Source organism: Albidovulum denitrificans, assembly GCF_002973535.1.
In the GTDB taxonomy this organism is placed as follows: domain Bacteria; phylum Pseudomonadota; class Alphaproteobacteria; order Rhodobacterales; family Rhodobacteraceae; genus Albidovulum; species Albidovulum denitrificans.
In genome coordinates, this window is record NZ_PVEP01000004.1 from 197,356 (window position 1) to 222,317 (window position 24,962).

At 65.3% G+C, this 24,962-nt stretch carries 23 protein-coding genes and 1 other RNA gene; 7 read left to right on the forward strand and 17 right to left on the reverse strand.

The annotated features are described in order from the left end of the window. Window positions 1-96 precede the first annotated feature (96 nt). Entirely contained in the window at window positions 97-801 is a 705-nt protein-coding gene (deoD, locus tag LX70_RS11380; RefSeq protein WP_105514881.1) for a purine-nucleoside phosphorylase, read from the forward strand. 12 nt (window positions 802-813) lie between these two features. Here the strand turns inward: deoD and LX70_RS11385 are convergent, their stop codons facing one another. The 4 genes from LX70_RS11385 to fnrL are packed head-to-tail and all read right to left on the reverse strand — an operon-like array spanning window position 814 to window position 3,884. Next, window positions 814-1,662 (reverse strand): urea carboxylase-associated family protein, encoded by an 849-nt coding sequence (locus LX70_RS11385; RefSeq protein ID WP_105514882.1) that lies wholly within the window; start codon window positions 1,660-1,662, stop codon window positions 814-816. Window positions 1,663-1,714: 52 nt separating this feature from the next. After that, window positions 1,715-2,872, reverse strand: coding sequence for a WD40/YVTN/BNR-like repeat-containing protein (locus LX70_RS11390; protein WP_105514883.1), 1,158 nt, complete (start codon window positions 2,870-2,872; stop codon window positions 1,715-1,717). A 54-nt stretch (window positions 2,873-2,926) separates the two neighbouring features. Further along, window positions 2,927-3,124, reverse strand: a complete 198-nt coding sequence (locus LX70_RS11395; RefSeq protein ID WP_105514884.1) for a hypothetical protein — start codon at window positions 3,122-3,124, stop codon at window positions 2,927-2,929. A gap of 13 nt (window positions 3,125-3,137) precedes the next feature. Next, on the reverse strand, window positions 3,138-3,884 hold the full coding sequence (gene fnrL / locus LX70_RS11400) for a transcriptional regulator FnrL (RefSeq protein ID WP_105514885.1): 747 nt from the start codon (window positions 3,882-3,884) through the stop codon (window positions 3,138-3,140). Window positions 3,885-3,941: 57 nt separating this feature from the next. Here fnrL and hemN point away from each other — a divergent pair, with 57 nt between their 5' ends. Next, window positions 3,942-5,297, forward strand: coding sequence for an oxygen-independent coproporphyrinogen III oxidase (gene hemN / locus LX70_RS11405; RefSeq protein WP_105514886.1), 1,356 nt, complete (start codon window positions 3,942-3,944; stop codon window positions 5,295-5,297). A 93-nt stretch (window positions 5,298-5,390) separates the two neighbouring features. On the opposite strand, the gene LX70_RS11410 is transcribed toward hemN, so the two are convergent. The 6 genes from LX70_RS11410 to LX70_RS11435 all read right to left on the reverse strand — a co-directional run bounded on the left by LX70_RS11410 (window position 5,391) and on the right by LX70_RS11435 (window position 13,033). Further along, the gene (locus LX70_RS11410; protein WP_105514887.1) at window positions 5,391-6,608 is read right to left on the reverse strand and encodes a glycosyltransferase; all 1,218 of its coding nucleotides are present in this window, start codon (window positions 6,606-6,608) and stop codon (window positions 5,391-5,393) included. Further along, window positions 6,605-8,206: an ABC transporter ATP-binding protein gene (locus LX70_RS11415; protein ID WP_105514888.1), complete on the reverse strand. Its 1,602-nt coding sequence runs from the start codon at window positions 8,204-8,206 to the stop codon at window positions 6,605-6,607. The genes LX70_RS11410 and LX70_RS11415 overlap by 4 nt, the downstream gene beginning before the upstream one ends. Continuing rightward, window positions 8,203-9,309, reverse strand: coding sequence for an ABC transporter permease (locus tag LX70_RS11420; protein WP_105514889.1), 1,107 nt, complete (start codon window positions 9,307-9,309; stop codon window positions 8,203-8,205). The genes LX70_RS11415 and LX70_RS11420 overlap by 4 nt, the downstream gene beginning before the upstream one ends. Continuing rightward, entirely contained in the window at window positions 9,309-10,406 is a 1,098-nt protein-coding gene (locus LX70_RS11425; RefSeq protein ID WP_105514890.1) for a microcin C ABC transporter permease YejB, read from the reverse strand. Before LX70_RS11425 ends, LX70_RS11420 begins: the two co-directional genes overlap by 1 nt. Before the next feature lie 33 nt (window positions 10,407-10,439). After that, window positions 10,440-12,350, reverse strand: a complete 1,911-nt coding sequence (locus LX70_RS11430) for an extracellular solute-binding protein (protein WP_105514891.1) — start codon at window positions 12,348-12,350, stop codon at window positions 10,440-10,442. A 155-nt stretch (window positions 12,351-12,505) separates the two neighbouring features. Next, window positions 12,506-13,033 (reverse strand): c-type cytochrome, encoded by a 528-nt coding sequence (locus LX70_RS11435; RefSeq protein WP_105514892.1) that lies wholly within the window; start codon window positions 13,031-13,033, stop codon window positions 12,506-12,508. Window positions 13,034-13,157: 124 nt separating this feature from the next. Between LX70_RS11435 and LX70_RS11440 the strand changes: the two genes are divergently transcribed. After that, window positions 13,158-13,991, forward strand: coding sequence for a prephenate dehydratase (locus tag LX70_RS11440; protein ID WP_105514893.1), 834 nt, complete (start codon window positions 13,158-13,160; stop codon window positions 13,989-13,991). Between the two features lie 6 nt (window positions 13,992-13,997). Here LX70_RS11440 and LX70_RS11445 read toward each other — a convergent pair whose 3' ends face one another. Then, entirely contained in the window at window positions 13,998-14,459 is a 462-nt protein-coding gene (locus tag LX70_RS11445; protein WP_105514894.1) for an SRPBCC family protein, read from the reverse strand. 30 nt (window positions 14,460-14,489) lie between these two features. Continuing rightward, a complete protein-coding gene (gene nudC / locus LX70_RS11450; RefSeq protein ID WP_105514895.1) occupies window positions 14,490-15,449 on the reverse strand; it encodes an NAD(+) diphosphatase in 960 nt (319 codons plus the stop codon). 210 nt (window positions 15,450-15,659) lie between these two features. On the opposite strand from nudC, the gene LX70_RS11455 reads away from it, so the two are divergent. Both LX70_RS11455 and LX70_RS11460 read left to right on the forward strand, forming a co-directional pair. Beyond that, window positions 15,660-17,630, forward strand: coding sequence for a bifunctional 2',3'-cyclic-nucleotide 2'-phosphodiesterase/3'-nucleotidase (locus LX70_RS11455; RefSeq protein WP_105514896.1), 1,971 nt, complete (start codon window positions 15,660-15,662; stop codon window positions 17,628-17,630). A gap of 66 nt (window positions 17,631-17,696) precedes the next feature. Further along, window positions 17,697-18,047 (forward strand): hypothetical protein, encoded by a 351-nt coding sequence (locus LX70_RS11460; RefSeq protein WP_146111590.1) that lies wholly within the window; start codon window positions 17,697-17,699, stop codon window positions 18,045-18,047. Here the strand turns inward: LX70_RS11460 and LX70_RS11465 are convergent. Then, complete coding sequence (locus LX70_RS11465; protein ID WP_105514898.1) at window positions 18,007-18,519, reverse strand: phosphatase domain-containing putative toxin; 513 nt, start codon at window positions 18,517-18,519, stop codon at window positions 18,007-18,009. The two genes, LX70_RS11460 and LX70_RS11465, sit on opposite strands and share 41 nt — an antisense overlap. Before the next feature lie 50 nt (window positions 18,520-18,569). Between LX70_RS11465 and ffs the strand changes: the two genes are divergently transcribed. Further along, an RNA gene (ffs, locus tag LX70_RS11470) (signal recognition particle sRNA small type) lies at window positions 18,570-18,666 on the forward strand. Between the two features lie 153 nt (window positions 18,667-18,819). After that, entirely contained in the window at window positions 18,820-19,857 is a 1,038-nt protein-coding gene (gene rsgA, locus LX70_RS11475; protein WP_105514899.1) for a ribosome small subunit-dependent GTPase A, read from the forward strand. A 68-nt stretch (window positions 19,858-19,925) separates the two neighbouring features. Here the strand turns inward: rsgA and LX70_RS11480 are convergent, their stop codons facing one another. The 4 genes from LX70_RS11480 to LX70_RS11495 form a co-directional block, all read right to left on the reverse strand. Continuing rightward, window positions 19,926-21,794: a PhoX family protein gene (locus LX70_RS11480; protein ID WP_105514900.1), complete on the reverse strand. Its 1,869-nt coding sequence runs from the start codon at window positions 21,792-21,794 to the stop codon at window positions 19,926-19,928. Between the two features lie 264 nt (window positions 21,795-22,058). Beyond that, on the reverse strand, window positions 22,059-22,808 hold the full coding sequence (locus LX70_RS11485; RefSeq protein ID WP_105514901.1) for an ABC transporter ATP-binding protein: 750 nt from the start codon (window positions 22,806-22,808) through the stop codon (window positions 22,059-22,061). Further along, window positions 22,805-23,848, reverse strand: coding sequence for a FecCD family ABC transporter permease (locus LX70_RS11490; protein WP_245885046.1), 1,044 nt, complete (start codon window positions 23,846-23,848; stop codon window positions 22,805-22,807). The genes LX70_RS11485 and LX70_RS11490 overlap by 4 nt, the downstream gene beginning before the upstream one ends. Beyond that, window positions 23,848-24,945 carry an ABC transporter substrate-binding protein gene (locus tag LX70_RS11495; protein ID WP_105514902.1) on the reverse strand — a complete coding sequence of 366 codons (1,098 nt, stop codon included), beginning with the start codon at window positions 24,943-24,945 and terminating at the stop codon, window positions 23,848-23,850. Before LX70_RS11495 ends, LX70_RS11490 begins: the two co-directional genes overlap by 1 nt. Between the last annotated feature and the right edge of the window lie 17 nt (window positions 24,946-24,962).

The following is a 24,962-nucleotide window of genomic DNA, read 5'->3' on the forward strand; positions in this document are numbered from 1 at the left end:
GCCCGGCAGGCGCCGTTTCAGGCAGAAACCCCATTAACCTTCCCGCAACCCTGACCTATCCTTTGCCCGACCCGGACCACCGAAAAGAGAGGCCCCATGTCCATCCATATCGGCGCAAAGCCCGGCGAGATTGCCGAAACCGTCCTGATGCCCGGCGATCCCTACCGCGCCAAATGGGCGGCGGAGACCTTTCTGAAAGACGTCGTCTGCATCAACCAGGTGCGCGGGATGCTGGGTTTTACCGGGACGTGGAATGGCCAGCGCGTGACGATCCAGGGGTCGGGCATGGGGATGCCATCGCTGTCGATCTACGCCAATGAGCTGATCCGCGATTATGGGGCCAAGTCCTTGATCCGCATAGGGTCTGCGGGCGCGATGCAGCATCACGTCAAGGTCCGCGACATCGTCATCGCGATGACCGCCTCGACGATTTCGACACCGTCGCGGGGGTTTTTCAAGGAGCTGAGCTTTGCCCCCTGCGCCGATTTCGGCCTGCTGGAAAAGGCCGTCGCCGCCGCCCGCGCCAAGGGGACGCCGACCCATGTCGGCGGCATCTATTCGGCGGATGTCTTCTATGACGAACGCCCCGACCTGAATGAGATGATGACCCGCCACGGCGTTCTGGCGGTGGAAATGGAAGCGGCAGAGCTTTACACCGTCGCCGCCCGCCACGGCATCCGCGCGCTGGCCGTGCTGACCGTGTCAGACCACCTTTTGACGCATGAGGCGCTGCCATCCGAGGATCGTGAACGGTCCTTTGGCGACATGGTCGAAGTTGCGCTAACCGCCGCGTTTTCCTAGGTTTTTCTAGCGCTAAACCGCCCCGTGGCTGCGGTTATAGACGTTCCTCTCCGGCGGCTCCCGCCCTGTCAGGGCCGCCGGATCGGGGGCGAGGATTTCCACCTTCAGCGGATAGCAGGCGGCGGTGTCCGAGGAATGCTCTGCCGAACAATCGCCCCCCGGACAGGCCGACAGCGCGCCCAGCAGGTCGATCTCGGCGAAGAACTCAAGGTAGTCGCCGGGGCGCACCGGGCTGGCCTTCATGAAGTACTGCCCGGTATCGCGGGTAAAGCCGGTACACATGAAAACGTTAAGAACATCATGAACATAGCCCTCGGCCTCAGGCAGCGGCAGGCCGGTTTCCGTAGCCAGCGCGCGGGTCAGGTTGGAATGGCAGCAGTGGTGATACTGGCCGCCATGGCTGAGCAAGGCGTGGGTATAGGGGTCGCAGCGGGTGCCGATGACGTCATGCACGGACCCGCCAAAGGCGTCGATCCCGTACCAGTCCAGCGTGTCATGGGTGATCGTCGCCATTGGCCGCAGATGCGGGAAGGCGGACCAGAGCCGTTCGCCCGTGGTCACATGGGTGCCATGCAGGGCGCGGGTCTTGCCGGAATAGAACTTCTCGGAAAGATCGTTTGCGTTCCAGAGGTTAAGGTCCCCGACCTGTGGCCCGTCAACCGAATGGATGCGAAAGAAATGCCCGGCGGGAACGCGGAAACAGCAGGCGTCGCGGGGCGGGGCGATGACTTCGTCCACCGGGCGCAGCGTGGCGCGGGCGGCGCTGTAGATCGCCATCGGGGCGGGGGGCAACGTATCGTTCGGATAGCAGATGACCGGGCGGATGGCGCGGCGGGCGTCGGCGTCGTCGGGGGCGGGCATCGTGATCTCCTCCGCTATGGGCGGTGTGACTTTGCCCGATGTGGTCCGGCTTTCAAGCCCCTCCGTCGCGTTCCAGCACCTCCACCGACAGGATCGTCGGCAGGTGGCGGGCGATCTCTGTCCAGGTTTCGCCCTCATCGTCGCTGGCGAAGACGGAACCGGAATTTGTGCCGAAATAGACACCTGCGGGGGTTCTTCTGTCCCCTGCCATGGCCTGACGCAGAACGGTGAAATAGCACCCCCTTTGCGGCAGCCCTTCGCGCATCGCCTGCCAGCTTCGGCCGCCGTCGCGCGACCGCCAGACGGCCGCTTTCGCGTCGGGCGGAAAGCGCCCGGCCATGTCGCCGTTCAGCGGCAGCACCCAAAGCGTGTCGGGGTCGCGCGGGTGAACGCGGATCGGGAAGCCGAAGGTGGAGGGCAGGCCCGCGGTGATGTCGTCCCAGCTTCGCCCGCCATCGCCCGAGCGCCAGACACCGTGGTGGTTCTGCTGGTAAAGCACCTCTCCCCCGCCCGGCGCTCGCATCATGTTGTGAACGCAATGGCCGATCTCGCCGTCCCTTGGTGCGGCGGGATGATCGTGACCGGAACAATTTCCGGCGTTGGAGAGACGATTCCGGCGTTCCCACGTCTTGCCGCCATCCCCGCTTGCAAAGACTCCGGCGGCAGAGATTCCGACCCAGAGTTTCGCAGGGTCCGCCGGATCGCCGACAATCGTGTGCAGGACCAGCCCTGCCGCGCCGGGGTTCCAATCGTCATGCGAGGGGTGGTTGGTCAGCCCTTCGACCACCGCCCATGTCGTGCCGCGATCGTCGCTGGCCAGAAGCGTCGCAGGCTTGGTCCCGGCGTGAAGCGTGCCGTGGTTCAGGCCCAGCGACCAGACCTGCTGAAAGTCGCTGCCAAAGGGCAGCGGACCGTCGGTCCAGCCGATCATTGCAGCGAAATCAGGGTCTTTTTCGGCCCAATCGTCCATTGTGCCGCGCGTCAGCCGGGTCACGGTCCAGCTTTGCCCGCCATCGTCGCTTTGCCAGATCCCGGCGCCGTGCCAGTCGCCACCGCCGCCTGCCCAGATGGTGCCAGTGTCCGGGTCGCCGATGACGTGGTTGATCGGCCAGCCGCCGCAATGCGGGCCGTTGACCTGCCAGTCCCCCGGACCGTGCAGCAGAAAGGCCCCCTTCGTCGTTCCGATGAGGAGTGTCAGTTCACCCGGCATGTGCGCGCCCTCCCTTGCGGGTCCGGGATCAGGATAGCACGGGCGGGGGGGGCCTCACAGCCGCTCGCGCGGCCTCAGGCAGTCTTTCGGCGGTCCTTCGCAGACCGCGCCACAGGCGGCACAGCGGTAATGGTCGGGACCGGCGGCGCGATCCAGACGCCAGCGGCAGTCCCGCGTCAGGGTCTTTCCGCGTCGGGACCACCAAGCATAGGCAAAGACGCCGATGGCCAGAAGGATCAGGAGAAGCGGCATCGCGCGGGCCGGGTCAGCCCGGCATCCCGCCGTCCGCGTCGTCGGCCGCCTCTTCGATAAGCCGGTCGATGTCGGGAACGTGGACGGTGCGCTTGCCCGCCAGCTCGATGATCCCTTCCCGCTTCAGGGCAGAGATCTGGCGGCTGACGGTTTCCAGCGTGAGGCCGAGGTAATCCGCCATCGCCTCGCGCGTCAGCGGCAGGTCGAAGGTCACCTGGCGCTGGCGGACCTGCCCCTGAAGGCCGGCGTCGCGGCGGGCGACGATGGCCAGAAGGCTGGCGATCTTTTCGCGCGCGGTCTTGCGGCCGAGAAGCAGCATCCATTCCCGCGCGGCGTCAAGCTCATCCAGCGTCATTTCCAGAAGCCGCTGGCCGATATGGGGTGTGCGCGCCATCAATTCTTCGAACGGTTTCTTGCGGAAACAGCACATCATCACGTCGGTCGTGGCGATCACATTATAGGGAGCGGTATCGCGCCCCGGACGTCCGACGAAGTCTGACGGGAAGAGGAGCCCGACCGTCTGGGTGCGCCCGTCCTCCATCACCTGGGTCAGCGTGGCGACGCCGGTGACGACCGAGGCGACAAAGTCCATCCGGTCGCCGGACCAGATAAGTGTCTGACCGGCCTGAAAACTCCGGTAGAACTTGATGTCTTCCAGCGCGGCGAGTTCGGTGGATTCACAGCGCGCGCAGACCGCGCGATGGCGGATCGGGCAACTGCCGCAATTCGGGGCGATGTGTAAGTCTTCGTCGAGGAGCATGGGACTCTTTGATCTGCGTCAAAGCAGGTGCGATTTCCTACCAATAACCCTAGTCCCATGGACACGAAATCGCAACTCGCTCAGCTGGGGTTATTCGAGGCGCGCGTACCGCGTTACACGAGTTATCCGACGGCCCCGCACTTCAACACCGCCGTCGGCCCGGACGAGTCGCGGTCGTGGCTGTCCCATATTCCGCAGGGCGGCGAGATTTCCCTTTATATTCATGTGCCTTTCTGTCGCAGGCTGTGCTGGTTCTGCGCCTGCCGGACACAGGGAACGACGTCGGATGACCCGGTCGTGGCCTATGTCGATACGCTGCTGGCAGAGCTGGAACTGCTGCGCGCCAGCCTGCCGGGGGGCGTCACCTTGTCGCGGCTGCACTGGGGCGGGGGAACGCCGACATTGCTGCCTCCGGCCTCGATCCGGCGCCTTTCCGCTGCAATTTTCGACGTTGTGCCGATGGCGGAGAACGGCGAATTCTCGGTCGAGATCGACCCGAACGAGATCGACGAATCGCGTCTGGCGGCGCTGGCCGAGGCGGGAATGAACCGCGCTTCGATCGGGGTCCAGGACTTCGATCCGCTGATCCAGAAGACCATCGGCCGCGATCAGAGTTTCGAGATCACGCAAGCGGCGGCCGATGCGTTGCGCGCGCATGGCATCCGGTCGCTGAACGCCGACATCCTTTACGGCCTGCCGCACCAGACGCCGGAGCGTATCGCGGTTTCGATCCAGAAGCTTCTGTCGCTGAACCCCGACCGGATCGCGCTTTACGGCTATGCGCATGTGCCGTGGATGGCGCGGCGTCAGGTGATGATCCCGTCCGACGCCCTGCCGCGCCCGGAAGAGCGGCTGAACCTGTTCGAGACGGCCCGCGACCTTCTGGTCTGGGACGGGTATGACGAGATCGGGATCGACCATTTCGCCCGCCCCGATGACGGGCTGGCCGTCGCGCTGAAGGCCGGGCGGCTGCGGCGGAATTTTCAGGGCTATACTGATGATCTTGCAACCGCTCTGGTCGGGCTTGGCGCCTCGGCCATCTCCCGTTTTCCAGAGGGTTATGCACAAAACGCCTCTGGCACCTCGGCCTATGTGAAGGCGGTGCGCGAGGGTCGTTTCGCTACTTCTCGCGGCCATGTCTTCGCGGGTGAGGATCTGGCCCGCGCCCGCATGATCGAGGCGCTGATGTGCGATTTCCGCATCGACGCGGATGAGATCGTGCGCGATTACGGCCTGCCCCGCGCCAAGCTGGACGAATATTTTTCTAGCGTTTCCAAAGAGTTCGGGAAGATGGTCAGGGTGGACGCCGATGGGCTGTCGATCCCGGTCGAAGCGCGCCCGCTGACCCGGATGATCGCGCGCTGTTTCGACAGCTACGAACTGGCCAAGGCCGGGCATAGCCACGCCGTCTGACGGGGGCGTCAGTCGATTCGCTTGCCCCTGCGTCATGCGGGTGCGTCGGGTTATCCACAGGCGCTTTGAGGGCTGTCCGGCGGGCCGGGGCAGTCAGGCGCCTTGCCCGCTTTCGACGAAATCCACCAGCCGGGGAAGGCAGTTCGACCGCAGGTCATAGCGCGTGACGACCGTTTCGCGCGCCGCCTTGCGCAGGGGGGCGGCAGCCTCGGGATCGCAGAGCGCATCGGTCAGCGCCGTGGACCAGCCCGCGACGTCGAAGAAATCCACCAGTCGGCCGTTTTCGCCGTCGCGGATCACTTCTTCGACCGGCGGGGTGCGGGAACCGATGACCATCGCCCCCATGCTCATCGCTTCCAAGAGCGACCAGGACAGGACGAAGGGATAGGTCAGGTAGGCGTGGACCCGGCTGATCTGCATCAGCGCGATGAATTGCGGGTAGGGGACTTGGCCGGTGAAATGCACCCGCGACAGGTCCAGCCCGTCCGCCACCTCATCCAGGAAGGTCTGCTTCCAGCTTTTGTCGCCCTTGGGGCGCGCGCCGTAGCTTTGCCCGTCGCCGCCGATGATCACGACATGGGCCTTGGGGCGGGCGCGGAGGACGGCGGGAAGCGCGCGCATGAAGATGTGGAACCCGCGATAGGGTTCAAGGTTGCGGCTGACATAGGTCAGCACCTCATCGCCATGGGACAGCCGCGTTCCATCGGCAAGCTGCACCTTCGCTCCGGGGTTGGGGATCAGCCGTAACGTGTCTATTCCGTCATGAATCACGCTGATTTTCGGCCGCCATTCCGCCGGGAAGGTAGAGGCCTGCCATTCGGTCGGCGACAGCGCCGCGTCGGCATCGGCGATCGCTTGGAGCACATGCGCCTTGCGGGCGGTGACGGCGATCTTCGGCATCAGGCCCGGCTGGGTGAATTCGGGGTCGAACCCGGTGTCGCGGCCGGTCGCGGCATAGAAGAACTCGGCATAGGTCAGGTGGCGGGCGTTCGGCCAGACATCGCGCAGGAACAGCGTCTCGCCCCAGCCGCCATGGCCGAAGACCACGTCAGGGACAAAACCCGTTTTGGCCGTGATCTGGTCCGCCGCCCGCGCCGCGATCAGGCCGCGGCCCGACATTTCGGCATAGACGCGGCCCGCGCCTTCGACGGTGGTTTCGGGCGGGTTGCGGTAGCGAAAGACGGGGACCGGGGACTTGCGGGCGTTGCGTTCGGCGGTCAGGGCGCGCACCTCATGCCCGCGCGCGGCCAGCGCCGGGGCGAGGTGCGGGAACTGGCCGGGAAAGTTCTGGTGGACGAAAAGGATCTTCATTCCGCCGCCAGTTCGTCAAGGAAGGCGGCCGCCATCAGTTCGCGCGTGTAATCGGTTTGCGGCGTGGCGAAGACATCGTGGGCGGAACCGGATTCGACCACATCGCCGCGCCGCATCACGATCAGCTTGTGCGACATGGCGCGGACGACGCGCAGGTCGTGGCTGATGAACAGGTAGGCAAGGCCGTAGCGGTCCTGCAAGCGGCGCAGCAGGTCGACGATCTGCACCTGCACCGTCATGTCCAGTGCCGAGGTCGGTTCGTCCAGCACGACAAGCTTTGGGCGCAGGATCATGGCGCGGGCGATGGCGATCCGCTGACGCTGTCCGCCAGAGAACTCATGCGGGTAGCGTTCCATCATCGCGGGGTCGAGGCCGACCTCGGTCATGATCTCGGCCACCAGCGTGCGTTCGTCGCGTCCGTCTTCGGTGCCGTGGACCCACAGCCCTTCGGCGATGATCTGTGCGGCGGTCATGCGCGGGCTGAGGCTTCCGTAGGGGTCCTGGAACACGATCTGCATGTCGCGGCGCAGGCCGCGCAATTGCCGGGTGGACCAGCCGGAGATGTCATCGCCCTGAAAGACGATCCGCCCTTCGGACGCGATCAGCCGCATGATCGCCAGCGCCAGCGTGGTCTTGCCCGACCCGCTTTCGCCGACGATCCCCAGCGTCTCCCCCGCCCTGACCGACAGGGTCGCGTCGTTGACGGCGTGGATATGGCCCACGGTCTTGCGCAGCAGCCCACGCTGGATCGGGAACCAGACGCGCAGCGCCTCGGTCCGCACCATCTCGGCGGCGGCTTCGGGGACCGGGTCGGGGCGGCCCGTCGGTTCGGCGGCGAGGAGTTTTTGGGTATAGGGGTGCTGCGGATCGGCGAAGATCGTCTCTACCGGCCCCTGTTCGACGATCTCGCCGCCCTGCATCACGCAGACCCGATCCGCGATCCGCCGCACGATGTTGAGGTCGTGGGAGATGAACAGAAGGCTTAGCCCCTCACGCGCCTTCAGCTCGGCCAGCAGGGCAAGGATCTGGGCCTGAATGGTGACGTCAAGCGCGGTGGTCGGCTCGTCGGCGATCAGAAGCTCTGGCCCGTTGGCAAGGGCCATGGCGATCATCACGCGCTGGCGCTGGCCGCCGGACAGCTGGTGGGGGTAGGATGGCAGCCGCTCCTCGGGCCGGTCGATGCCGACCTTGTCCAGAAGCTCCACCACCTTTGCCCGCGCGTCCGTGCCGCACAGGCCCTGATGCAGCTCGATACTTTCCGTCAGCTGCTTTTCGATCGTGTGGAGCGGGTTCAGCGATGTCATCGGCTCCTGAAAGATGAAGCTGATGTCATTGCCGCGCACCTCGCGCAGCACCTTCTCGGTGGCGCCGATCATTTCCTGTCCGTCATAGCGGATCGACCCGGTCAGTTCCGCATTGTCGCCCAGAAGGCCGACGGTAGAGAGCGCGGTTACCGACTTCCCCGACCCGCTTTCGCCGACCAGGGCCACGGTTTCGCCCTTCTCAACGTCAAAGCTGACGCCGCGCACGGCGTGGATCAGCTTGCCGTCCTGGCGGAAGTCGACCGACAGATCGCGAACCTCAAGCACCGCCGTCATTTGAAGGTCTTTCTGGGGTCGAAGGCATCGCGGACGCCTTCGAAGATGAAGACCAGAAGCGACAGCATGATGGCGTAGGTGAAGAAGGCGGAAAGACCCAGCCAGGGCGCCTGAAGGTTGTTCTTGCCCTGCAACGCCAGTTCCCCCAGCGAGGGTAGCGAGGAGGGCAGGCCAAAGCCGAGGTAGTCGAGACCCGCAAGGCTGCTGATCGCGCCGGTGACGATGAAGGGCAGGAAGGTCAGCGTCGCCACCATGGCGTTCGGCAGGACGTGGCGGACGATGATGGTGCGGTCACGCACGCCCAGCGCGCGGGCGGCGCGGACATATTCGAAGTTCCGCGCGCGCAGGAATTCGGCCCGCACCACGCCGACCAGCGCGGGCCAGCTGAAAAGGATCATCACGAAGACCAGAAGCCAGAAGCTTCGCCCGAGGATCGCGAAGAGGATGATGATGACATAAAGCTCGGGCGTCGATCCCCAGATCTCAAGGATACGCTGGAAGATCAGGTCGGTGCGGCCGCCGAAATAGCCCTGCACGGCGCCCGCCGCGATACCGATCACGCTGGCGACGGAAGAGACGAGCAGCGCGAAAAGGACGGAAAGGCGAAAGCCGTAGATGACCCGCGCCAGCACGTCGCGGGACGTGTCGTCGGTGCCAAGCCAGTGCTTTCCGTCCGGCGCCGAGGGGGCGATGCCGACATTGTTGATGGTGGTGTAGCTGTAGGGAATGGGTGGCCAGACGATCCAGCCCTTTTCAGCCGTCTCACCGTCCACCGCCCCGGTGGTCGCGGCTTGCGCGGCGACGCCTTCGGGATCGTCCCAGCAGGCTTCCATCCCGCCGGTCTTGATCAGGCACTGGATCGCGGGGTCGGAATAGACCGCCTCGGTCTGGAAATCGCCGCCGAATGCGGTCTCGGGGTAGAATTTCAGGACCGGGACGTAAAGATCGCCGCGATAGCTGACGAGGATCGGTTTGTCATTGGCCACGAACTCCGCAAAGAGCGAGATCACGAAGAGGATGCCGAAGATCCACAGCGACCAGAAGGCGCGGCCATTGGCGCGGAAGTTGCGCCAGCGGCGCCGGTTAAGGGGGGAAAGCGCCATCAGCCGCCCCGGCTTTCGAAGTCGATCCGCGGATCGACCAGCACATAGGTCAGGTCGGACAGGAGCCGGATCACAAGGCCGAGAAGGCCGAAGACGTAGAGCGTGCCGAAGACGATGGGATAATCCCGCGCCACCGCCGCCTCATACCCCAGCCGCCCAAGGCCATCGAGCGAGAAGATGGTCTCGATCAGCACGTTTCCGGTGAACAGGACCGACAGGAACAGCCCCGGAAAGCCCGCGATCACGATCAGCATCGCGTTGCGGAAGACGTGCCCGTAAAGCACCCTGCGCTCGGTCAGGCCCTTGGCCTTGGCGGTCAGGACATATTGCTTGCCGATCTCGTCCAGAAAGCTGTTCTTGGTCAGCAGCGTCAGCGTGGCGAAGCTTGAGATCGTCATCGCCACCACGGGCAGGGTGATATGCCAGAAATAATCCGCGATCTTGCCGATCAGGGACAGGCTGTCCCAATTATCGGATGTCAGGCCGCGCAGCGGAAATATGCGCCAGTAGCTGCCACCTGCGAAGAGCACGATCAGAAGGACGGCGAAGAGAAAGCCGGGGATGGCATAGCCGACGATGATCGTGCCGCTGGTCCAGGTGTCGAAGCGCGATCCATTCCGTACCGCCTTGCGGATGCCAAGGGGGATGGAGATCAGGTAGGCCAGAAGCGTCGACCAGAGACCGAGAGAGATGGAGACTGGCAGCTTGTCGATGATCAGGCTGACGACTGAGGTTGAGCGGAAATAGCTGTCCCCGAAATCGAAGCGCAGATAGTCGCCGATCATCTTGGCGAAGCGTTCCGCCGGCGGCTTGTCAAAGCCGAACTGCTTTTCCAGATCGGCGATGAATTCGGGCGGCAATCCGCGCGCGCCCATGTACTTTTCGCCTGCGCCACTACCCACCTGCATGTCCGAAGGGCTGCTGTCGCCGCTGCTGCCCGAGATACCCTTGAACACATCGCCCTGGCCTTCCATCCGGGCGATGATCTGTTCGATCGGCCCGCCGGGGACGAATTGCGTCAGCGAGAAGTTGATAAGCATGATGCCGAACAGGGTCGGAATCATCAAAAGCAGCCGTCTCAGGATATAGGCGCCCATGGGCCGTCCGCTCTTTCCCCTTGCCGCGCGGGCCTAGTTATAGGCGCCCGCAGCCTTCAGTTCGGCAGCCTTATCGGCGTCGTACCACCAGAAATCAAGCTGGCCGACCTGCAAGGGCGGCAGCGTGTCCGGGTGGCGGTAGAAATCGTAATAGGCGACCCAGTTGTCCGGGTTGTACCACAGCGGAATATCGAACGCCTTGGCCCGCAGCGCGCGGTCGAGCGCGTGGACCGAGGTCGTCAGATCCTGAACCGTCTTGGCGGCGATCACATCGCCGATCAGCGCATCCACCGCCGGGTCACGCAGCCGCATCAGGTTGCGGGAGCTGTCATCGGCGGTTTTGGAGCCGAACCACTGCTCCAGCCCGATGGAGGGTTCGAAATTCATGTCGAAGGCCTGATTGGCCAGGTCGAAGTCGCCCTTGCGGCGGCGTTCGACATATTGCGCGGTATCGACCCGTTCCAGTTTCGCCTGCACCCCGATCAGTTTCAGGTTCTCGATGAACGGATTGACGACCTTGTCGTAGAAAGGGTTGTACTGGATGATCGTCAGGCTCAGCACCTCGCCCTTGTCGTTGCGGCGGATGCCGTCGGACCCGGTCTTCCACCCGGCCTCTTCCAGAAGGGCCGCCGCGGCGCGGGCGTTTTTCCGTTCGGGGCGGTTGGTGGCGGCGGCGTTTTCGGGCGGGGCGGCCGCGTCGTCGGTCAGGATCGCGGCGTCGAGAAGGCCCTTGTCCACCAGCGGTTTCAGTAGGGCCACCTCACCCTCGGTCGGGGTGCCGGTCGCGGCAAGGTCGGTGTTCGGCCAGAACGACACGGGGCGGCTGTAAAGCCCGTGGAACAGGGTCTGGTTGCTCCAGGGGAAGTTGAACGCCATCCCGATGGCCTGACGTACCCGCGCGTCCTGCCAATGCGGCCGGTCGAGGTTGAAGACCCAGGACAGGTGGGTGCCGACATTACCGTCGGGAATCGTCTCTATCCTGGCCCAACCCTTCCTGATCGCGTCGAAATTGTAGCCGGTAGACCAGTTCTCCGGGTCGGTTTCGGTGCGGAAGGTATAGTCGCCCGCCTTGAACCCCTCAAACGCGGCGTCGCTGTCGCCGTAATACTCCACCCGGATACGGTCAAAGTTGTTGCGGCCCCTGTTCAGCGGAATGTCATTGCCCCAGTAGTCAGGGTTGCGCTTGTAGACCACGCGGCGGTTGTAGTCGAAGCTGTCCAGCACATAGGCGCCGGTGGACAGGAACGGCTCTTTCGTCGACTTGTCGAGCCGCGCGCCGGTCTTTTCGAACCAGGCTTTTGAGAAGACGGGGGTACCGCCCGCGACGCCGACCCGGTCGCGGAGCGAGGCTTCGGGCTTGAAGTAGAAGGTGATGCGGTGCGGGGTTTCGACCTCGACCCTGTCGATGAAGCCTTCGACGATGCGGCGGTATTCGCTGATGCCCTGCGTCTGGAACAGGTTGAAGCTGAAGGCAACATCCTCGGCCGTCATCGGCGTGCCGTCGGAAAAGGTCACGTCGTCGCGCAGGTTGAAGGTCACGAAGGACAGGTCGGCGGGATATTCCAGCGTGGTGCAAAGCAGGCAATAGGCGCCATAGGGGTCGTCGTAGGTGTTGGTCAACATGCTTTCGCTGCCGATGGTGTTCAGCGCGGCAGCGACGCCGTCGCGGGCATATTGGTTGAAGCTGTCAAAGCTGCCCTGCGACCAGAGAGAGATCTCGCCCCCTTTCGGCGCGTCGGGATTGACGTAGTCGAGATTGTCGAAATCGGCGGGGTATTTCAGCGCGCCAAAGTTGGAAAAGCCGTAAGAGACGGTCACATCCCCGGCCGCCTTCGCCCCCGGCAGCGTCGCGACGGTCAGCGCGACGATGGCGGCTGCGGCGAAAAACACCTGCCGCGACGGTCCCCTTTGCCCCATCGGGCGGCGGCAATCCTGCACCTGCATAGATACTCCCTTCGCGGGTCCGACCCTGGCCCGCACTGCTTTGCCGAAGCTAGAACGGCAGGCGCGCCGGATTCAAGTTGCGAATGCGTGAGGGGGGCGTCATGCAAAGGGCCGCCCCGCAGGACGGCCCCCTAATCCTGCGATGGCAGGTCGGCTTAACCGCCCAGCGTCGCCAGATAGGCGATGATATTTGCGCGATCCTCGACCTTGGGGAGGCCCGCGAAGGACATCTTGGTCCCCGGCACGACGCCCTTGGGGTTGGCGAGGAAGGCTTCCAGCACTTCCGGCGTCCAGTCGCCGCCATGGGCCACCATCGGGTCCGAATAGCCAAATCCGGCGACCGAGGCGACCGCGCGGTCGACGACGCCGTCAAGATGCGGGCCGGTGGCGTTGGTGCCGTCGATCTTGTGGCAGGCCTTGCACTTCGAAAAGACCTTTTCGCCCTTCGCCGCGTCGGCCGAGGCGTAGAGAGTGGCGAAGTCCGGCCCGGTATCGGCCTCGGCGGTGTCGCCGCTGTCGCCCGCGTCGCCGGTGTCGATCGTATAGGCCTGCGCGACCTCATCGCCGTGGCTGACGGTGCCGGTGTGGTAAAGGCCTTCCGCCGCCCACTTCCCCAGCAGGAAGATGAGGAAAGCCCCGCACAGCGCGCCGCCGGCCTTGGTTATCGTCATCGTGTCGAACATGTCGCGCCTCGTCCCTGACAATTTGGCTTGCGGCGTATCTATCCGCTTCCCCCGCCGGGTTTCAAGGTATAGTTAGCGCGGCGGATTGCCCAATATCGGGCCTGTCGCCAAGGAGCCACCCCCCATGACCGGCCGTATCGCCTTTCAGGGAGAGCCGGGTGCCTATTCGCACCAGGCTTGCATCGACGCCCGCCCGGACCTTGAACCCCTGCCCTGCCGCACGTTCGAGGACGTGATCGAGGCGACCCGTTCGGGCGCGGCAGAGCTTGCCATGCTACCGGTCGAGAACTCCACCTACGGCCGGGTTGCCGACATTCACCGGCTGCTTCCCGAAAGCGGGCTGCATATCGTGGATGAGGCCTTCGTGCGCGTCCATATCAGCCTGATGGCCAATCGCGGCGTGTCGATCGACCAGATCAAGACGGTGCGCGCGCATCTCGTCCTGTTGCCGCAATGCGCCGATTTCCTGCGCAAGCATGGCATCCGGGGCCTTGCCGCCGCCGACAGCGCCGGGGCCGCCGCCGATCTTGCGGCCTCGGGCGGGCGGGACGAGGGGGCGCTGGCCTCAGACCTCGCGGCCGAGATCCACGGCCTCGACATCCTCGCCCGGCATATCGAGGATCACGCCCATAACACCACCCGCTTCCTTGTGATGGCGCGGCAGCCGGACCTTGCCCGGCGCGGGACGTCGGGCATGATGACCACCTTCGTCTTCGAGGTGCGCAACATCCCCGCCGCGCTTTACAAGGCGATGGGCGGGTTCGCGACCAATGGCGTCAACATGACCAAGCTGGAAAGCTATATGGTCGACGGGTCCTTCACCGCGACGCAGTTTTACGCGGATATCGAAGGCCATCCCGACGATCAGAACGTCCGCCTGGCGCTTGAGGAACTGGCGTATTTCACCTCCTCGCTGACGATCCTTGGCGTCTATCCGGCCGATCCCAGCCGTCACTGATGCGGCTCAGCCCGCGGGGCGAAAGCGGTTGCGCTCGATCTTTTTCGCAAAGTTCTGCACGCCCGCCTCGAACTTGCGGGAATATCCGCCCTTCGACAGGCGCAGCGATTGCAGAAGAAGCCGCCCCGACATGGTGCGCGGGCGGATGTCCAGTTCCACCCCCATGCGGGTGCGGGCCTTTGACAGCGCGATCAGGGTCAGCGTCGCCTCGATCTGAAAACTCCGGCTTTCACCCGCGAAGCCCAGATGCTCCGGCCGTTCGAGCCGGACAAGGGAGACGATGACGCTGCGCATCTTGCCCCGAAGCCGGAATTGCAGGTCCCAGGCGCCCTCGCCCTCTGTCGTCGCGCGCCGGGTCACGCCAAGGCCGCGTTTCAGCGCCGCGCGTTCATAGGCATCGAAATTCGACAGGTTGTCGAAGACGGCCTCGATCGGGGATTCGATGTCCTGTCTGGTCGAAAACTTCATGCACTCATTCCTTTGCCATCAGGCTTGCCCTTAATCGAGCCTGTCGGCAACCCAGTTGGTCAGCAGGAACCCGGCGATGGCCCCGGCGCGGGGTTTGCGGATCTTGGGGTGTTCGCCCGCCAGAACCTGCGCCATCTCCTCGCGGCTGATCCACAGCGCTTCCTCAAGTTCTGCCGGGTCGAGGGTGATGTCGGTGCTGATCGCCTCGCCCACGCAGCCAAGCATGATGGAGCTGGGATAGGGCCAGGGCTGGCTGGCGAGGTAGTTCACGCGGCCGACGCGGATGCCGGTTTCCTCGGCCACCTCGCGCCGCACGGCGGCCTCCATCGTCTCCCCCGGCTCCATGAAGCCTGCAAGGCAGGAATACATCCCCTCGGGCCAGCCGGGCGACCGGCCGAGAAGCGTGCGGTTGCCGTGCTGGATCAGCATGATGACGACCGGGTCGGTGCGCGGGAAATGCTGGGCTCCGCAGGCGGGGCAGGACCGTTGCCACCCGGCCTGGACCACCGCGCTTTCCTTGCCGCAGGCGGAACAGAAGCGGTGGCTGCGATGCCAGCCAAGGATCGCCTTCGCGGTCGCCACCCAGTCGGCATCGGCGCGCGGCAGCATCGCCATGACGCCGCGCAACTCGGTCAGGCGCCAGTCATCGGGCAGGCCGGGAATGCGTTGTTCGGTCTGATCAAGGAAGCCGGGCTGCGGCAGGTCGGTCCCTTCCGGCGGCTGCCAGGAGGAGATGTCGCGGGCGAACAGCGCGCCGGCCTCGTCAAGGCCGAGAAAGACGGTTTCACCCCCGGTGGCGGTCAGGAACGGGTGGGTCGCGGGCAGGAACCCGGCGCCGGCGTCGCAGATCAGCGGCTTGCCGCGCCAGATCGGCAGGACGCGGGTGGCAGGGTCCGCAAGGTGCCGCGCGATCGCCCCGGCATCGCCGCGCAGCCAGGCGGCACGGTCGTTCGACGCGCCCGCAAAGGTCACCGATTCCGCGATCCGCATGGCATCCCCCCGGTTTTCGGGCGATGTTCCACGCGGCTGTTGGAATGTAAACCGGCCGCAATCCTTCCCCTACGTCACCATTATCAACCCGGGGCTGTAAAATGAAAAATCTTGGCATCCGCCGGTGGTGATTTCCACCGTCACGAGATAGATTCGTTCCATGACTAGAATAGATTAGGATGATCCCCGACAGATGATGGGAGCCTTGCCATGGCACAGCCTGAAATCAGCCGCCGAACCTTCCTTACCACGACCGGAGTCGGGGCAACCGTGATCGCGCTCCATCCCTTTTCGGCCCGCGCCGCCGCCAATCAGGCGCATCTGAGGATCATGGAAACGACGGACATCCACGTCCATGTCTTTCCCTACGACTATTACTCTGACAAGCCGGTCGATACGGTCGGTCTGGCCCGCACCGCCGCCCATGTGAAGGCGATCCGGGCCGAGGCTGCGAATTCTCTTCTGCTCGACAATGGCGATTTCCTGCAAGGCAACCCGATGGGCGATTACATCGCCTATGAACGGGGCATGAAAGAGGGCGACATGCACCCCGTCATCGCCGCGCTGAACGCCGTGGGGATCGAGGCATCGACCCTTGGCAACCATGAATTCAACTATGGTCTCGACTTCCTGATGAAGTCGCTGGCGGGGGCGGCGTTTCCCGTCGTTTCGGCCAATGTGGTGACGGAACTGGGGGGCGATCCGACGAAGGATACCGGCCTTTTCAAGCCTTACGTCATCCTCGACCGGATGCTGAAGGACGGCGACGGGGCGGAACATGCGATCCGCATCGGGCTGATCGGTTTCGTGCCGCCGCAGATCCTGCAATGGGATCGCGGGCATCTGGAGGGCAAGGTGCAGACCCGCGATATCGTTCAGGCGGCGCGGGCCTGGGTCCCGGTGATGCGGGAGGAGGGGGCAGACATCATCATCGCGCTCTCGCATTCCGGCATCGGATCGGCCCGGCATACGGAAGGGATGGAAAACGCCTCGGTCCCCTTGGCGGAGGTCGATGGCATCGACGCGCTGCTGACCGGGCATTCGCACCTTGTCTACCCCTCGCCCACCTTCGAAGGCTTCGACATGGTCGATGCCAAAACCGGGCTGATCCATGGCAAGCCCGCCGTCATGGCCGGGTTCTGGGGTGACAATCTTGGCGTGATCGACCTCCTGCTGGAGCGTGACGGCGGGGAATGGCGTGTCCTCTCCTCCGCCGTCGAGACGCGGCCGATCTACAAGCGGAATGAGGATCGCTCCGTCACGGCGCTGGTGGAGTCCGTGGCCGAGGTCGAAGCTGCCGTCGCGCCGGAACATCAGGAAACGCTGGCCTATGTCCGCCGCGCCGTGGGCAAGACCTCCGCCCCGCTTTACAGCTATTTCGCGCTGGTGGCCGATGATCCCTCGGTCCAGATCGTCAGCCAGGCGCAGGTCTGGTATATCGCCCAGATGCTGAAGGGGACGGAGTATGAAGCGCTGCCGCTTCTCTCTGCCGCCGCACCCTTCAAGGCCGGGGGGCGTGGCGGGCCGGAGTATTACACCGACGTGCCTGCGGGCGATGTGGCGATCAAGAACGTGGCCGACCTTTACCTTTACCCGAACACGATCCGCGCGGTGAAGGTGACGGGGGCGCAGTTGAAGGACTGGCTGGAACGCTCGGCCGGGATGTTCAACCAGGTCACGCCGGGCGGGCAGGATCAGCTTCTCCTCAACCCCGATTTCCCCAGCTACAATTTCGACGTCATCGACGGCGTGACCTATGGCATCGACCTGTCGCAGCCGTCGAAATACGACGCCAAGGGCGGCGATCTGAACCCCGATGCCAGCCGGATCGTGGATCTGGCCCATAACGGCAGGCCGGTGGACCCGGCGGATGAATTCGTGATCGCGACCAACAATTACCGCGCCAGCGGCGGCGGCGATTTTCCCGGCGCGAAGGGGGACACGATCATCTTCGAAGGCCCGGATACGAATCGCGACATCATCGTCCGCTTTATCGTCGAACAGGGGACGATCAACCCGACCGCCGATGCCAACTGGCATTTCAGGGCGCTGCCGGGGACCAGCGTCCTGTTCGATACCGGGCCGAAGGCGGTGGCCTATCTGGACGCGGTGAAGGGTCTTGCGATCGAAGCGGCGGGTGACGGGCCGGACGGCTTCGCGCGGTTCCGTATCCGGCTTTGATCCGGCCCTTGTCGCGCGCCGCCCCGGCGGGGCATAAGGGCGTGCAGGCCGGACAAGGGGGGCAAGATGCGGTTGTTTATGGGGTTTCTCGTGGTACTGGTGATCGTCGCCGGGGTGGCCATGCTGACAAGGCCGGGTGAGGCGGCGTTCGACGCGATGCTGAAAGAGGCGGTGCAGCAGAAGATCGCCACGACCGACATCGACAGTCAGGGCGACGATGTGATCGGCACCGTCGCGCTGATCGGGTGCAAGCTGCAACCGACCGATTGCGTCGCCATCCTTCGCGACATGCTGGACGTGACGGTCAAGGATCACACGCTTTACACCAGCTACGCGGTGAAGGGCCTGAAGCGCGAAACGACCTGCACCGGCGCCTTCACGAAGATCTGGTGCCAGCGCCCGGTGATGGGGGACTAGCGGCCCAGTCGTATTGCGCGTCGGTTTCCACTGCGCAGGGCCGGGCGGCGCGCAGGCGGGGCAGGGCGGCCTCTGGCGCCTCGCCCAGTTCGACTATCAGCCGCAGGACCGCCATCCCCGACCGGCCGCAGCCGCTCCGGCAATGGGCCAGAACCCGGCCGCCTTGCGCAAGGATCGCGCGCGCCTGGGTTGAGGTCGCCGCCCATCCTGCGGCCAGCGCCGGGCTGTCGGCCTGATAATCCTCAACCGGCAGATGGCGCCAGCCGATGCCCCTTTCGCGCAGGTCCGCGCCGATCCCGGCGGCGCCGAAGCGCGCCAGTTCCGCCGCCGTCGCCATCGTCAGGACCAGCGCCGGACCCCAGCCGGTCACGCGGGCCAGATCGCCCGCGTAGTCCCCGCCCGCGCCCGGCATCGGGCAAAGCGCCAGCCAGCCGCCCCCTGCCTCGACCGCCGCGATTTCGAACTTCGTCATCGAACCCTCCGTTATTGCCTTCCATCCTGCCCTGCCCTATATCGGAAGGCGAGAGGTTGGCGCGGGCGAGCGCCTCGCCAACCCGGTCAGGTCCGGAAGGAAGCAGCCGTAACGAGCCCCGCTTGGGTCGTTGTCCAGCCTCTCACCCTCTCAACCCCGCGAAGGAGTCGAACATGGCAGATCTTGTTTCCCTCCGGGCCGGGGCTGTCTGAGACCGGACCTGTCCCGCCCGTCCCGACACCATCCGCCCGCAGCCGAAGCTGCCGGGCGTTCGTATCGGTTTGACCAAAGGACAGATCCTTGACCCCGCATCCCACCCTTGCCAGCCTTGGCTGGACCCCTGAGTTTCAGCGCCAGATCGACCCTTCTGAGCTTGAAACCCTCACCCCCGCCCGCGTCACCGGCGTTCACCGCGCGCGACTGTCGGTCCTGACAGAGGATGGCGCGGCAGAACTGACCCTGCCGCCCGACCTGCCCGCAGGCGATGTCGCGGTCGGCGACTGGGTGCTGGCCGATCCCGCCACGGGCCGCGCCGCGCGCCTTCTGGACCGGCATTCGCGGATCTTCCGCCGCGCCGCGGGCGATGCGTCGCGCGAACAGCTTATCGTGGCGAATGTCGATGCCGTCTTCATCACCACCTCCTGTTCCGAGGAATTCAACGAGGCGCGGCTGGAACGCTACCTTGCGCTTTGCCATGCCGGGGGCGTTCCGCCGGTCTTCGTCCTGACCAAGATCGACCGATGCGAGGACCCCGACGCCTATATGGACCGCCTGCGCGCCATCGGGCCAAAGGTGCCTGCTGTCGCGGTGAACGCCAAGTCGGCCGACGCGGTGGGGGCGCTCGGCCCGTGGTGCGGGCCCGGGCAGACGGTCGCCTTCCTTGGCATGTCGGGGGTGGGCAAATCGACGCTCGCCTCGGCGCTGACGGGCCTCGCGCTTGAGACGGGTGAGGTGCGCGAAGACGACATGAAGGGCCACCATACCACCACCGCGCGCGAGATGCTCGCCATTCCCGGTGGCGGCTGGCTGATCGACACGCCGGGGATGCGGGAACTGCGGCTGACCGACATGGCCGAGGGGATTGATGAGGCGTTTGCCGAGATCGCAGGCCTTGCGGCGGACTGCCGTTTCCGCGACTGCACCCACGGACCAGAGCCGGGCTGTGCCGTGCAGGCGGCGGTCAAGGCGGGGCAGATCGACGCGGGAAGGGTCGAACGCTGGAAGAAGCTGCGGAGCGAGGATGCCGAACACACCGCCTCGGCCCTCGATCGCAAGCGCAAGGGCAAGTCGCTGTCGAAGCTGGTGAAGCAGGCAAAGCGGATCAAGCGCGGCGGGTGAAGGGGGCGGCGCGGGGGGAGACCCCGGCGCCGCCGATGATCGGGGCGCCGGGGCCGGGGTTGGTGGCCTCAGCCGACGGTCGCGCCGTCCTGACGCCAGACCGCGATCACCGAGGAGCGCGGCTTGCCCGCGCCATCGGGCCAGGACCCGCCCGGATGCTGGATCCCGACAAAGGCGGTCTTGCGGTCGGGCGACCAGGTGAGGCCGGTCACCTCGGCACCGTTCGGCGCGGTCAGGAAGCGGGCGATCTCGCCGGTTTCGGGGTTGCCGACAAGCATCTGGTTGTTGCCCATGCCCGCGAAGTCGCCCTCATTGCTGTCCTCGCCGTCGGTCTGGATCCAGAGCATGCCCTGCGTGTCAAAGGCCATCCCGTCGGGAGAGTTGAACATATTCCCCGGCGTGACGTTGGCCGACCCGCCATAGGCGTTGTCATAGACCTCGGGGTTGCCGGCCATGACATAGAGGTCCCAGGTGAACGTCGCCGCGCCGTGATCCTCGCCCTCGGGGCGCCAGCGGACGATCTGACCGTATTCGTTGGTCTCTCGCGGGTTGGCCGCGTTCACCGCCATGCCCTCGCCGCCGCGCTTTGAGTTGTTGGTCAACGCGCAATAGGCCTCGGCCTTCATCGGATGGGCGGCGATCCATTCCGGGCGGTCCATCGTGGTGGCCCCGACCCTGGTCCCCGCCATGCGGGCGTGGACGAGGATTTCCGCCATCCCCATCCCGGTGGTCTCGGGCGTCAGCGCCAGCCATTCGCCGGTCATGTCGTCGTTGAATTTCGCGACATAAAGTGTGCCGTCCGACAAAAGGCCATCGGTCGGCTGACCCTCGGCCCAGGTGCCGTTGGAGACATAGCGGTACATGAACTCGCCCCGCTCATCGTCGCCCATGTAGACGACGACGCGCCCGTCTTTCGCCTGCACCATCTCGGCATTCTCATGCTTGAAACGGCCCAGCGCGGTATGCTTGACCGGCGTGCTGTCCGGGTTGGCGGGGTCGATCTCGGTCACCCAGCCGTGGCGATGCGGCTCATTCGGCTCTTTCGAGATGTCGAAGCGCGGGTCGAACTTCTCATAGGCATAGCGGCTTTCGCCGCCGATGCCGTAGCGGTCGAAGCCCTCGGTCACCTGTTCCTGCGCCGGATCGGTGGTGCCGAAATAGGTGTTGAAGTTCTCTTCGCAGGTCAGATAGCTGCCCCACAGCGTCTTGCCCGACCCGCAATTGTTCAGCGTGCCCTTCGGCGACATCCCCTTTGGGTCCGCGCCGGTTTTCAGCAGATCCGACCCGGCGGCGGGGCCGTCCATGGTCATCTGCGTCTCATGCGTGATGCGACGGTTGTAGGGGCTGTCCAGCACGACCTGCCAGCCGTTTTCGCGCTCTGCGATCTCCATCACGGTCACGCCCTGCATGTTTTTCAGCAGCATCACCTCATCGGCGTTTTGCGGGACGCCTTCGGAGGCGGCGGGCAGGTTGACCTTGGTGTTCACATATTCGGAGTTGATCGCCAGAAGGACGTGGCCCTCATGTTCGAAGGTCTCCATTCCGTCGGTGTTTTCACCAAAGACCCGGTCCGACTGGCCGACGGCGACGCCGGTTTCGGGCGAATAGGCCCCCTCGGCGTCCGAGAACAGCGGCTGGCCCCATTTGACCAGCGGTTGCCAGTCATAGCCCGCAGGCACATGGATGTCGAAGTCAGTGGCGATGCCGACCGGCTTGAACGCGAAGGCAGGGGTCTGGGCGGGGGCCGGGGTGGAGGTGCCGAACAGGCCCGCGCCGAAGGCCATCGCGCCCGACCCGAAGGTCAGCGCGCCACCCAGAAACCCACGTCTGGAGATGGCCCGTTCGACAACGCGGTCAAAGTCGTTCCCGGCGGGGCGCGGGTCCCGCAATTCGTCGAACTCGTCAAAGGAAAGGTGAACGGTGGACTTGGTATCCATGATGGTGCCCCTGGCTGGAAAATCTGGCATGGCCCCGACACGCGCCGGGAACCGGGCCGGACCCTAAGGCCGGGGGGTGACAGCCGTGTGACACCGGCCGGGTCGGCTTTCCGGCGGCCATTGTAGCTACGGAAAACCTACGGGAAACCTATGAAAAGACCACGGGGTTCCTGCCCTGTTTTTTCAATGTTTTCAGTGTTGTGTTCGCAAACCACGTCTGCGTGCATGGGTCGCGTTAACCTTCTCTCAACCTCCCTCGTGCCGTCAGATCAGCCGGTGCGGCACGACGACCTTGTGGCCGCTGCGCGAGGTCAGGAACTCTGGCGCGACGCGATAGCTGGCCCGGATCGCGGGTTCGGAGAGGACCGCCCCCGCCATTCCCGCCGCGCGCAACCTGCCGTCCGACAAGAGGATCAGCGACCGGCAGAACCGCGCCGCCAGCGTCAGGTCATGCAGCGCCAGCAGGATCGACGTGCCGGTCGCGGTGGCATGCTGGGCAAGCAGGGTCAACACCTCGATCTGATGGCCGACATCCAGCGCGCTCGTTGGTTCATCAAGGATCAGAAGACGCGGCGCGCGGTACAGGCGCTGGGCGATCAGCGCCAGTTGTTGCTGGCCGCCCGACAACCGGTCCATCCGTTCGCCCGCCAGATGCGCGATGCCGCAGCGGGCCAGGACATCGCCCGCCGCGTGCCGCGCGCCGGGCGGGACGCGCCAGCCAAGCACCTCTCGCCGCCCCAGAAGAACGCATTCCTCCACCGTCAGAGAGGCTTTCACGGCATAGGCCTGCGGCAGAAAGCCGATCTCTTCCCGCGCCGGGGTACGGTCGCCAAGCTGCCAGTGTCCCGTATGCGGCAAAAGACCCGAAATCGCCTGTAAAAGGGTCGATTTCCCGGCGCCGTTCGGGCCGATGACGCCGATCATCCCGGCGGTGGTCAGCACCGTGTCCACCGGCGCCAGAACCTGCCGCCGCCCGCGCTGGACGGCGAGGTTGCGAAGGGTCAGAACCGTCATGCGCGCCTCCCTTGTCCAAGGATCACCGCCATCAGCATCGGGATGCCCGCGATGGCGGTGATGATGCCCACCGGGATCACCGCACCGGGGGAGATGAGCTTGCCGATGACCGAGGCGGCGACAAGGATGATCGCCCCGAAAAGCCCGGCGATGGGCAGGGCAAAGCGGTGATCCTCCCCTACCAGCGCACGGCCGACATGGGGCGCGATCAGGCCGACGAACCCGATGGTGCCGGTGAAGCTGACGGCAGCGGCGGTCAGCAGTGCGACAAGGACAAAGCCCCGCCGCCTGAGCGCCTCGATGTCGAGACCAAGGCTTGCGGCATTCGCATCGCCAAGGCGAAGGGAGGTCAGGTTCCAGGCATCGCGCAGGATCAGCGGCAGCGACAGAAGCAGGATCGCGGCGATGACCTGAACGCTGGTCCAGCTTGCCTTCAGAAGGCTGCCGAACAGCCAGAAGACGATCTGTTGCAGCACCTCCGGCGCGGCCATGAACTGAAGCAGGGACTGAAGCGATTGAAAGAAGAACAGGACCGCGATACCGGCCAGAACCAGTGTCTCGGGCGCCGCGCCGCGGAACCGGGCAATGGCATAGACCATGGCGCAGGCCGTGAGGGTCGAGAGGAACGCCGCAAGCGGGATCTGCACCCAGATCGCGATCGGCAGCGCCGCGCCGAAAAGGATCGCCAGCGCCGCCCCGAACCCGGCGGCGGCCGAAAAGCCCAGCGTGTAAGAGCTTGCCAGCGGGTTGGCGAGGATCGTCTGCATCATCAGCCCGCCCAGCCCAAGGCACCCCCCGACCAGCGCCCCGGTCAGGGTCTGTGGCATACGGATCGACCAGAGGATCGTGGCGACGGTCCGGTCGGCGCCGCCCGGCCCGGCGGCAAGGCCCCCGACCACCTTGGCCAGCGGCATGCCCGAGGGGCCGGTGACCAGATCGCACACCATCAGAAACACAAGGAGGGCGGCGGCGCAAAGCACCGCCGCCGCCCGCCCGATCCGCGGCATGTGGGACCGCGCCGGGGACCGGGACACCAGCATCACTCGTACTTCACAACAAAGATGCCCGCCGCGTCGATCGGCAGCCAGTCATGGTAGTGGTCGGCAATCTCGGCCGCAGGGTCCACGTCGGCGAAGGCATCCGGGTGCAGGGCCTTGGCGATATAGCGCACATAGACATAGTCGGAGAGCGCGCGCGTCCCGCCATGGTAGATGCCGTAAACCTCCCCGGCCTTGACCGCCGGAAGCTCTGACCAGCCGGGCCGCCCCAGATAGGCCGCCATCCGGTCCTGCGCCAGCGCGGGATCGGCGCCGAAGCCCAGCAGCACGGCGGCGGGCTTGTTCAGCCATTCCGACCCGGCCAGCAGGATGATGTCGGGCTGTTCGGCCAGGACATATTCGGGCGAGAGCGGCCCCCAGTTCTCGATCTGGCCCTTGGCGATGTTCTGGCCGCCGACCATCTCGATCACCCCGGCCCACATGCCCTTGCCATAGCTATTGCCGACCTCATCCGGTCCCTTCTGCGCCAGTTCGACATAGACCTTCTTGGCAGAGGGGCCCGCCTTGGCGACGCGGTCCAGTGTGTCCTGCATCCGCGACTGGTAAAGCGATGCCAGCTTCTCCGCCCGCTCGGGCTGGCCCATCACGGCGCCGAGAACGCGGGTGGACAGCACATGCTTTTCCACCGTCTGCGCGTTGTAGTCGAGCGTCACGACAGGGATGCCCGCCGCCTCGAACTGCGCGACATTTTCGCCCAGCGCGTCATATTGCCAGCCGGCCAGCAAGACCAGATCGGGCCGCGCCGCGATGGCCGCCTCGACCGAGAAGGTGGCGCTTTCGGTATCGCCGACATCGGGCAGGTCGTTCAGTTGCGGGAAGGCGGCGGTATAGGCGGCCCATTGTCCGGGGCGCCAGTCGGCCCAGGGGGATTTCGACAGGGCGACGATCCTGTCGACCGCGCCGGGGCCGGTCACGGCCAGGAAATCCTCATAGTAAAAGCCAAGCAGAACGCGCTCGGCGGGTTTTTCGAGCGTGACGGTGCGGTCGCGCAGATCGGTCACGGTGATCTCGGCTGTGGCCGGAAGGGTCAGGCCGAGGAAGAGGGCAGCGCTGGCAAGGCCGCGGGTGAACAGGGTCATGATATGTCTTTCCGTTC

Excerpts from the sequence above, each read along its gene's own strand:
- deoD (WP_105514881.1), top strand. The coding sequence starts at position 97 with ATGTCCATCCATATCGGCGCAAAGCCCGGCGAGATTGCCGAAACCGTC.
- LX70_RS11385 (WP_105514882.1), bottom strand. The coding sequence starts at position 1,662 with ATGCCCGCCCCCGACGACGCCGACGCCCGCCGCGCCATCCGCCCGGTC.
- LX70_RS11390 (WP_105514883.1), bottom strand. The coding sequence starts at position 2,872 with ATGCCGGGTGAACTGACACTCCTCATCGGAACGACGAAGGGGGCCTTT.
- LX70_RS11395 (WP_105514884.1), bottom strand. The coding sequence starts at position 3,124 with ATGCCGCTTCTCCTGATCCTTCTGGCCATCGGCGTCTTTGCCTATGCT.
- fnrL (WP_105514885.1), bottom strand. The coding sequence starts at position 3,884 with ATGCTCCTCGACGAAGACTTACACATCGCCCCGAATTGCGGCAGTTGC.
- hemN (WP_105514886.1), top strand. The coding sequence starts at position 3,942 with ATGGACACGAAATCGCAACTCGCTCAGCTGGGGTTATTCGAGGCGCGC.
- LX70_RS11410 (WP_105514887.1), bottom strand. The coding sequence starts at position 6,608 with ATGAAGATCCTTTTCGTCCACCAGAACTTTCCCGGCCAGTTCCCGCAC.
- LX70_RS11415 (WP_105514888.1), bottom strand. The coding sequence starts at position 8,206 with ATGACGGCGGTGCTTGAGGTTCGCGATCTGTCGGTCGACTTCCGCCAG.
- LX70_RS11420 (WP_105514889.1), bottom strand. The coding sequence starts at position 9,309 with ATGGCGCTTTCCCCCCTTAACCGGCGCCGCTGGCGCAACTTCCGCGCC.
- LX70_RS11425 (WP_105514890.1), bottom strand. The coding sequence starts at position 10,406 with ATGGGCGCCTATATCCTGAGACGGCTGCTTTTGATGATTCCGACCCTG.
- LX70_RS11430 (WP_105514891.1), bottom strand. The coding sequence starts at position 12,350 with ATGCAGGTGCAGGATTGCCGCCGCCCGATGGGGCAAAGGGGACCGTCG.
- LX70_RS11435 (WP_105514892.1), bottom strand. The coding sequence starts at position 13,033 with ATGTTCGACACGATGACGATAACCAAGGCCGGCGGCGCGCTGTGCGGG.
- LX70_RS11440 (WP_105514893.1), top strand. The coding sequence starts at position 13,158 with ATGACCGGCCGTATCGCCTTTCAGGGAGAGCCGGGTGCCTATTCGCAC.
- LX70_RS11445 (WP_105514894.1), bottom strand. The coding sequence starts at position 14,459 with ATGAAGTTTTCGACCAGACAGGACATCGAATCCCCGATCGAGGCCGTC.
- nudC (WP_105514895.1), bottom strand. The coding sequence starts at position 15,449 with ATGCGGATCGCGGAATCGGTGACCTTTGCGGGCGCGTCGAACGACCGT.
- LX70_RS11455 (WP_105514896.1), top strand. The coding sequence starts at position 15,660 with ATGGCACAGCCTGAAATCAGCCGCCGAACCTTCCTTACCACGACCGGA.
- LX70_RS11460 (WP_146111590.1), top strand. The coding sequence starts at position 17,697 with ATGCGGTTGTTTATGGGGTTTCTCGTGGTACTGGTGATCGTCGCCGGG.
- LX70_RS11465 (WP_105514898.1), bottom strand. The coding sequence starts at position 18,519 with ATGACGAAGTTCGAAATCGCGGCGGTCGAGGCAGGGGGCGGCTGGCTG.
- LX70_RS11480 (WP_105514900.1), bottom strand. The coding sequence starts at position 21,794 with ATGGATACCAAGTCCACCGTTCACCTTTCCTTTGACGAGTTCGACGAA.
- LX70_RS11485 (WP_105514901.1), bottom strand. The coding sequence starts at position 22,808 with ATGACGGTTCTGACCCTTCGCAACCTCGCCGTCCAGCGCGGGCGGCGG.
- LX70_RS11490 (WP_245885046.1), bottom strand. The coding sequence starts at position 23,848 with ATGCTGGTGTCCCGGTCCCCGGCGCGGTCCCACATGCCGCGGATCGGG.
- LX70_RS11495 (WP_105514902.1), bottom strand. The coding sequence starts at position 24,945 with ATGACCCTGTTCACCCGCGGCCTTGCCAGCGCTGCCCTCTTCCTCGGC.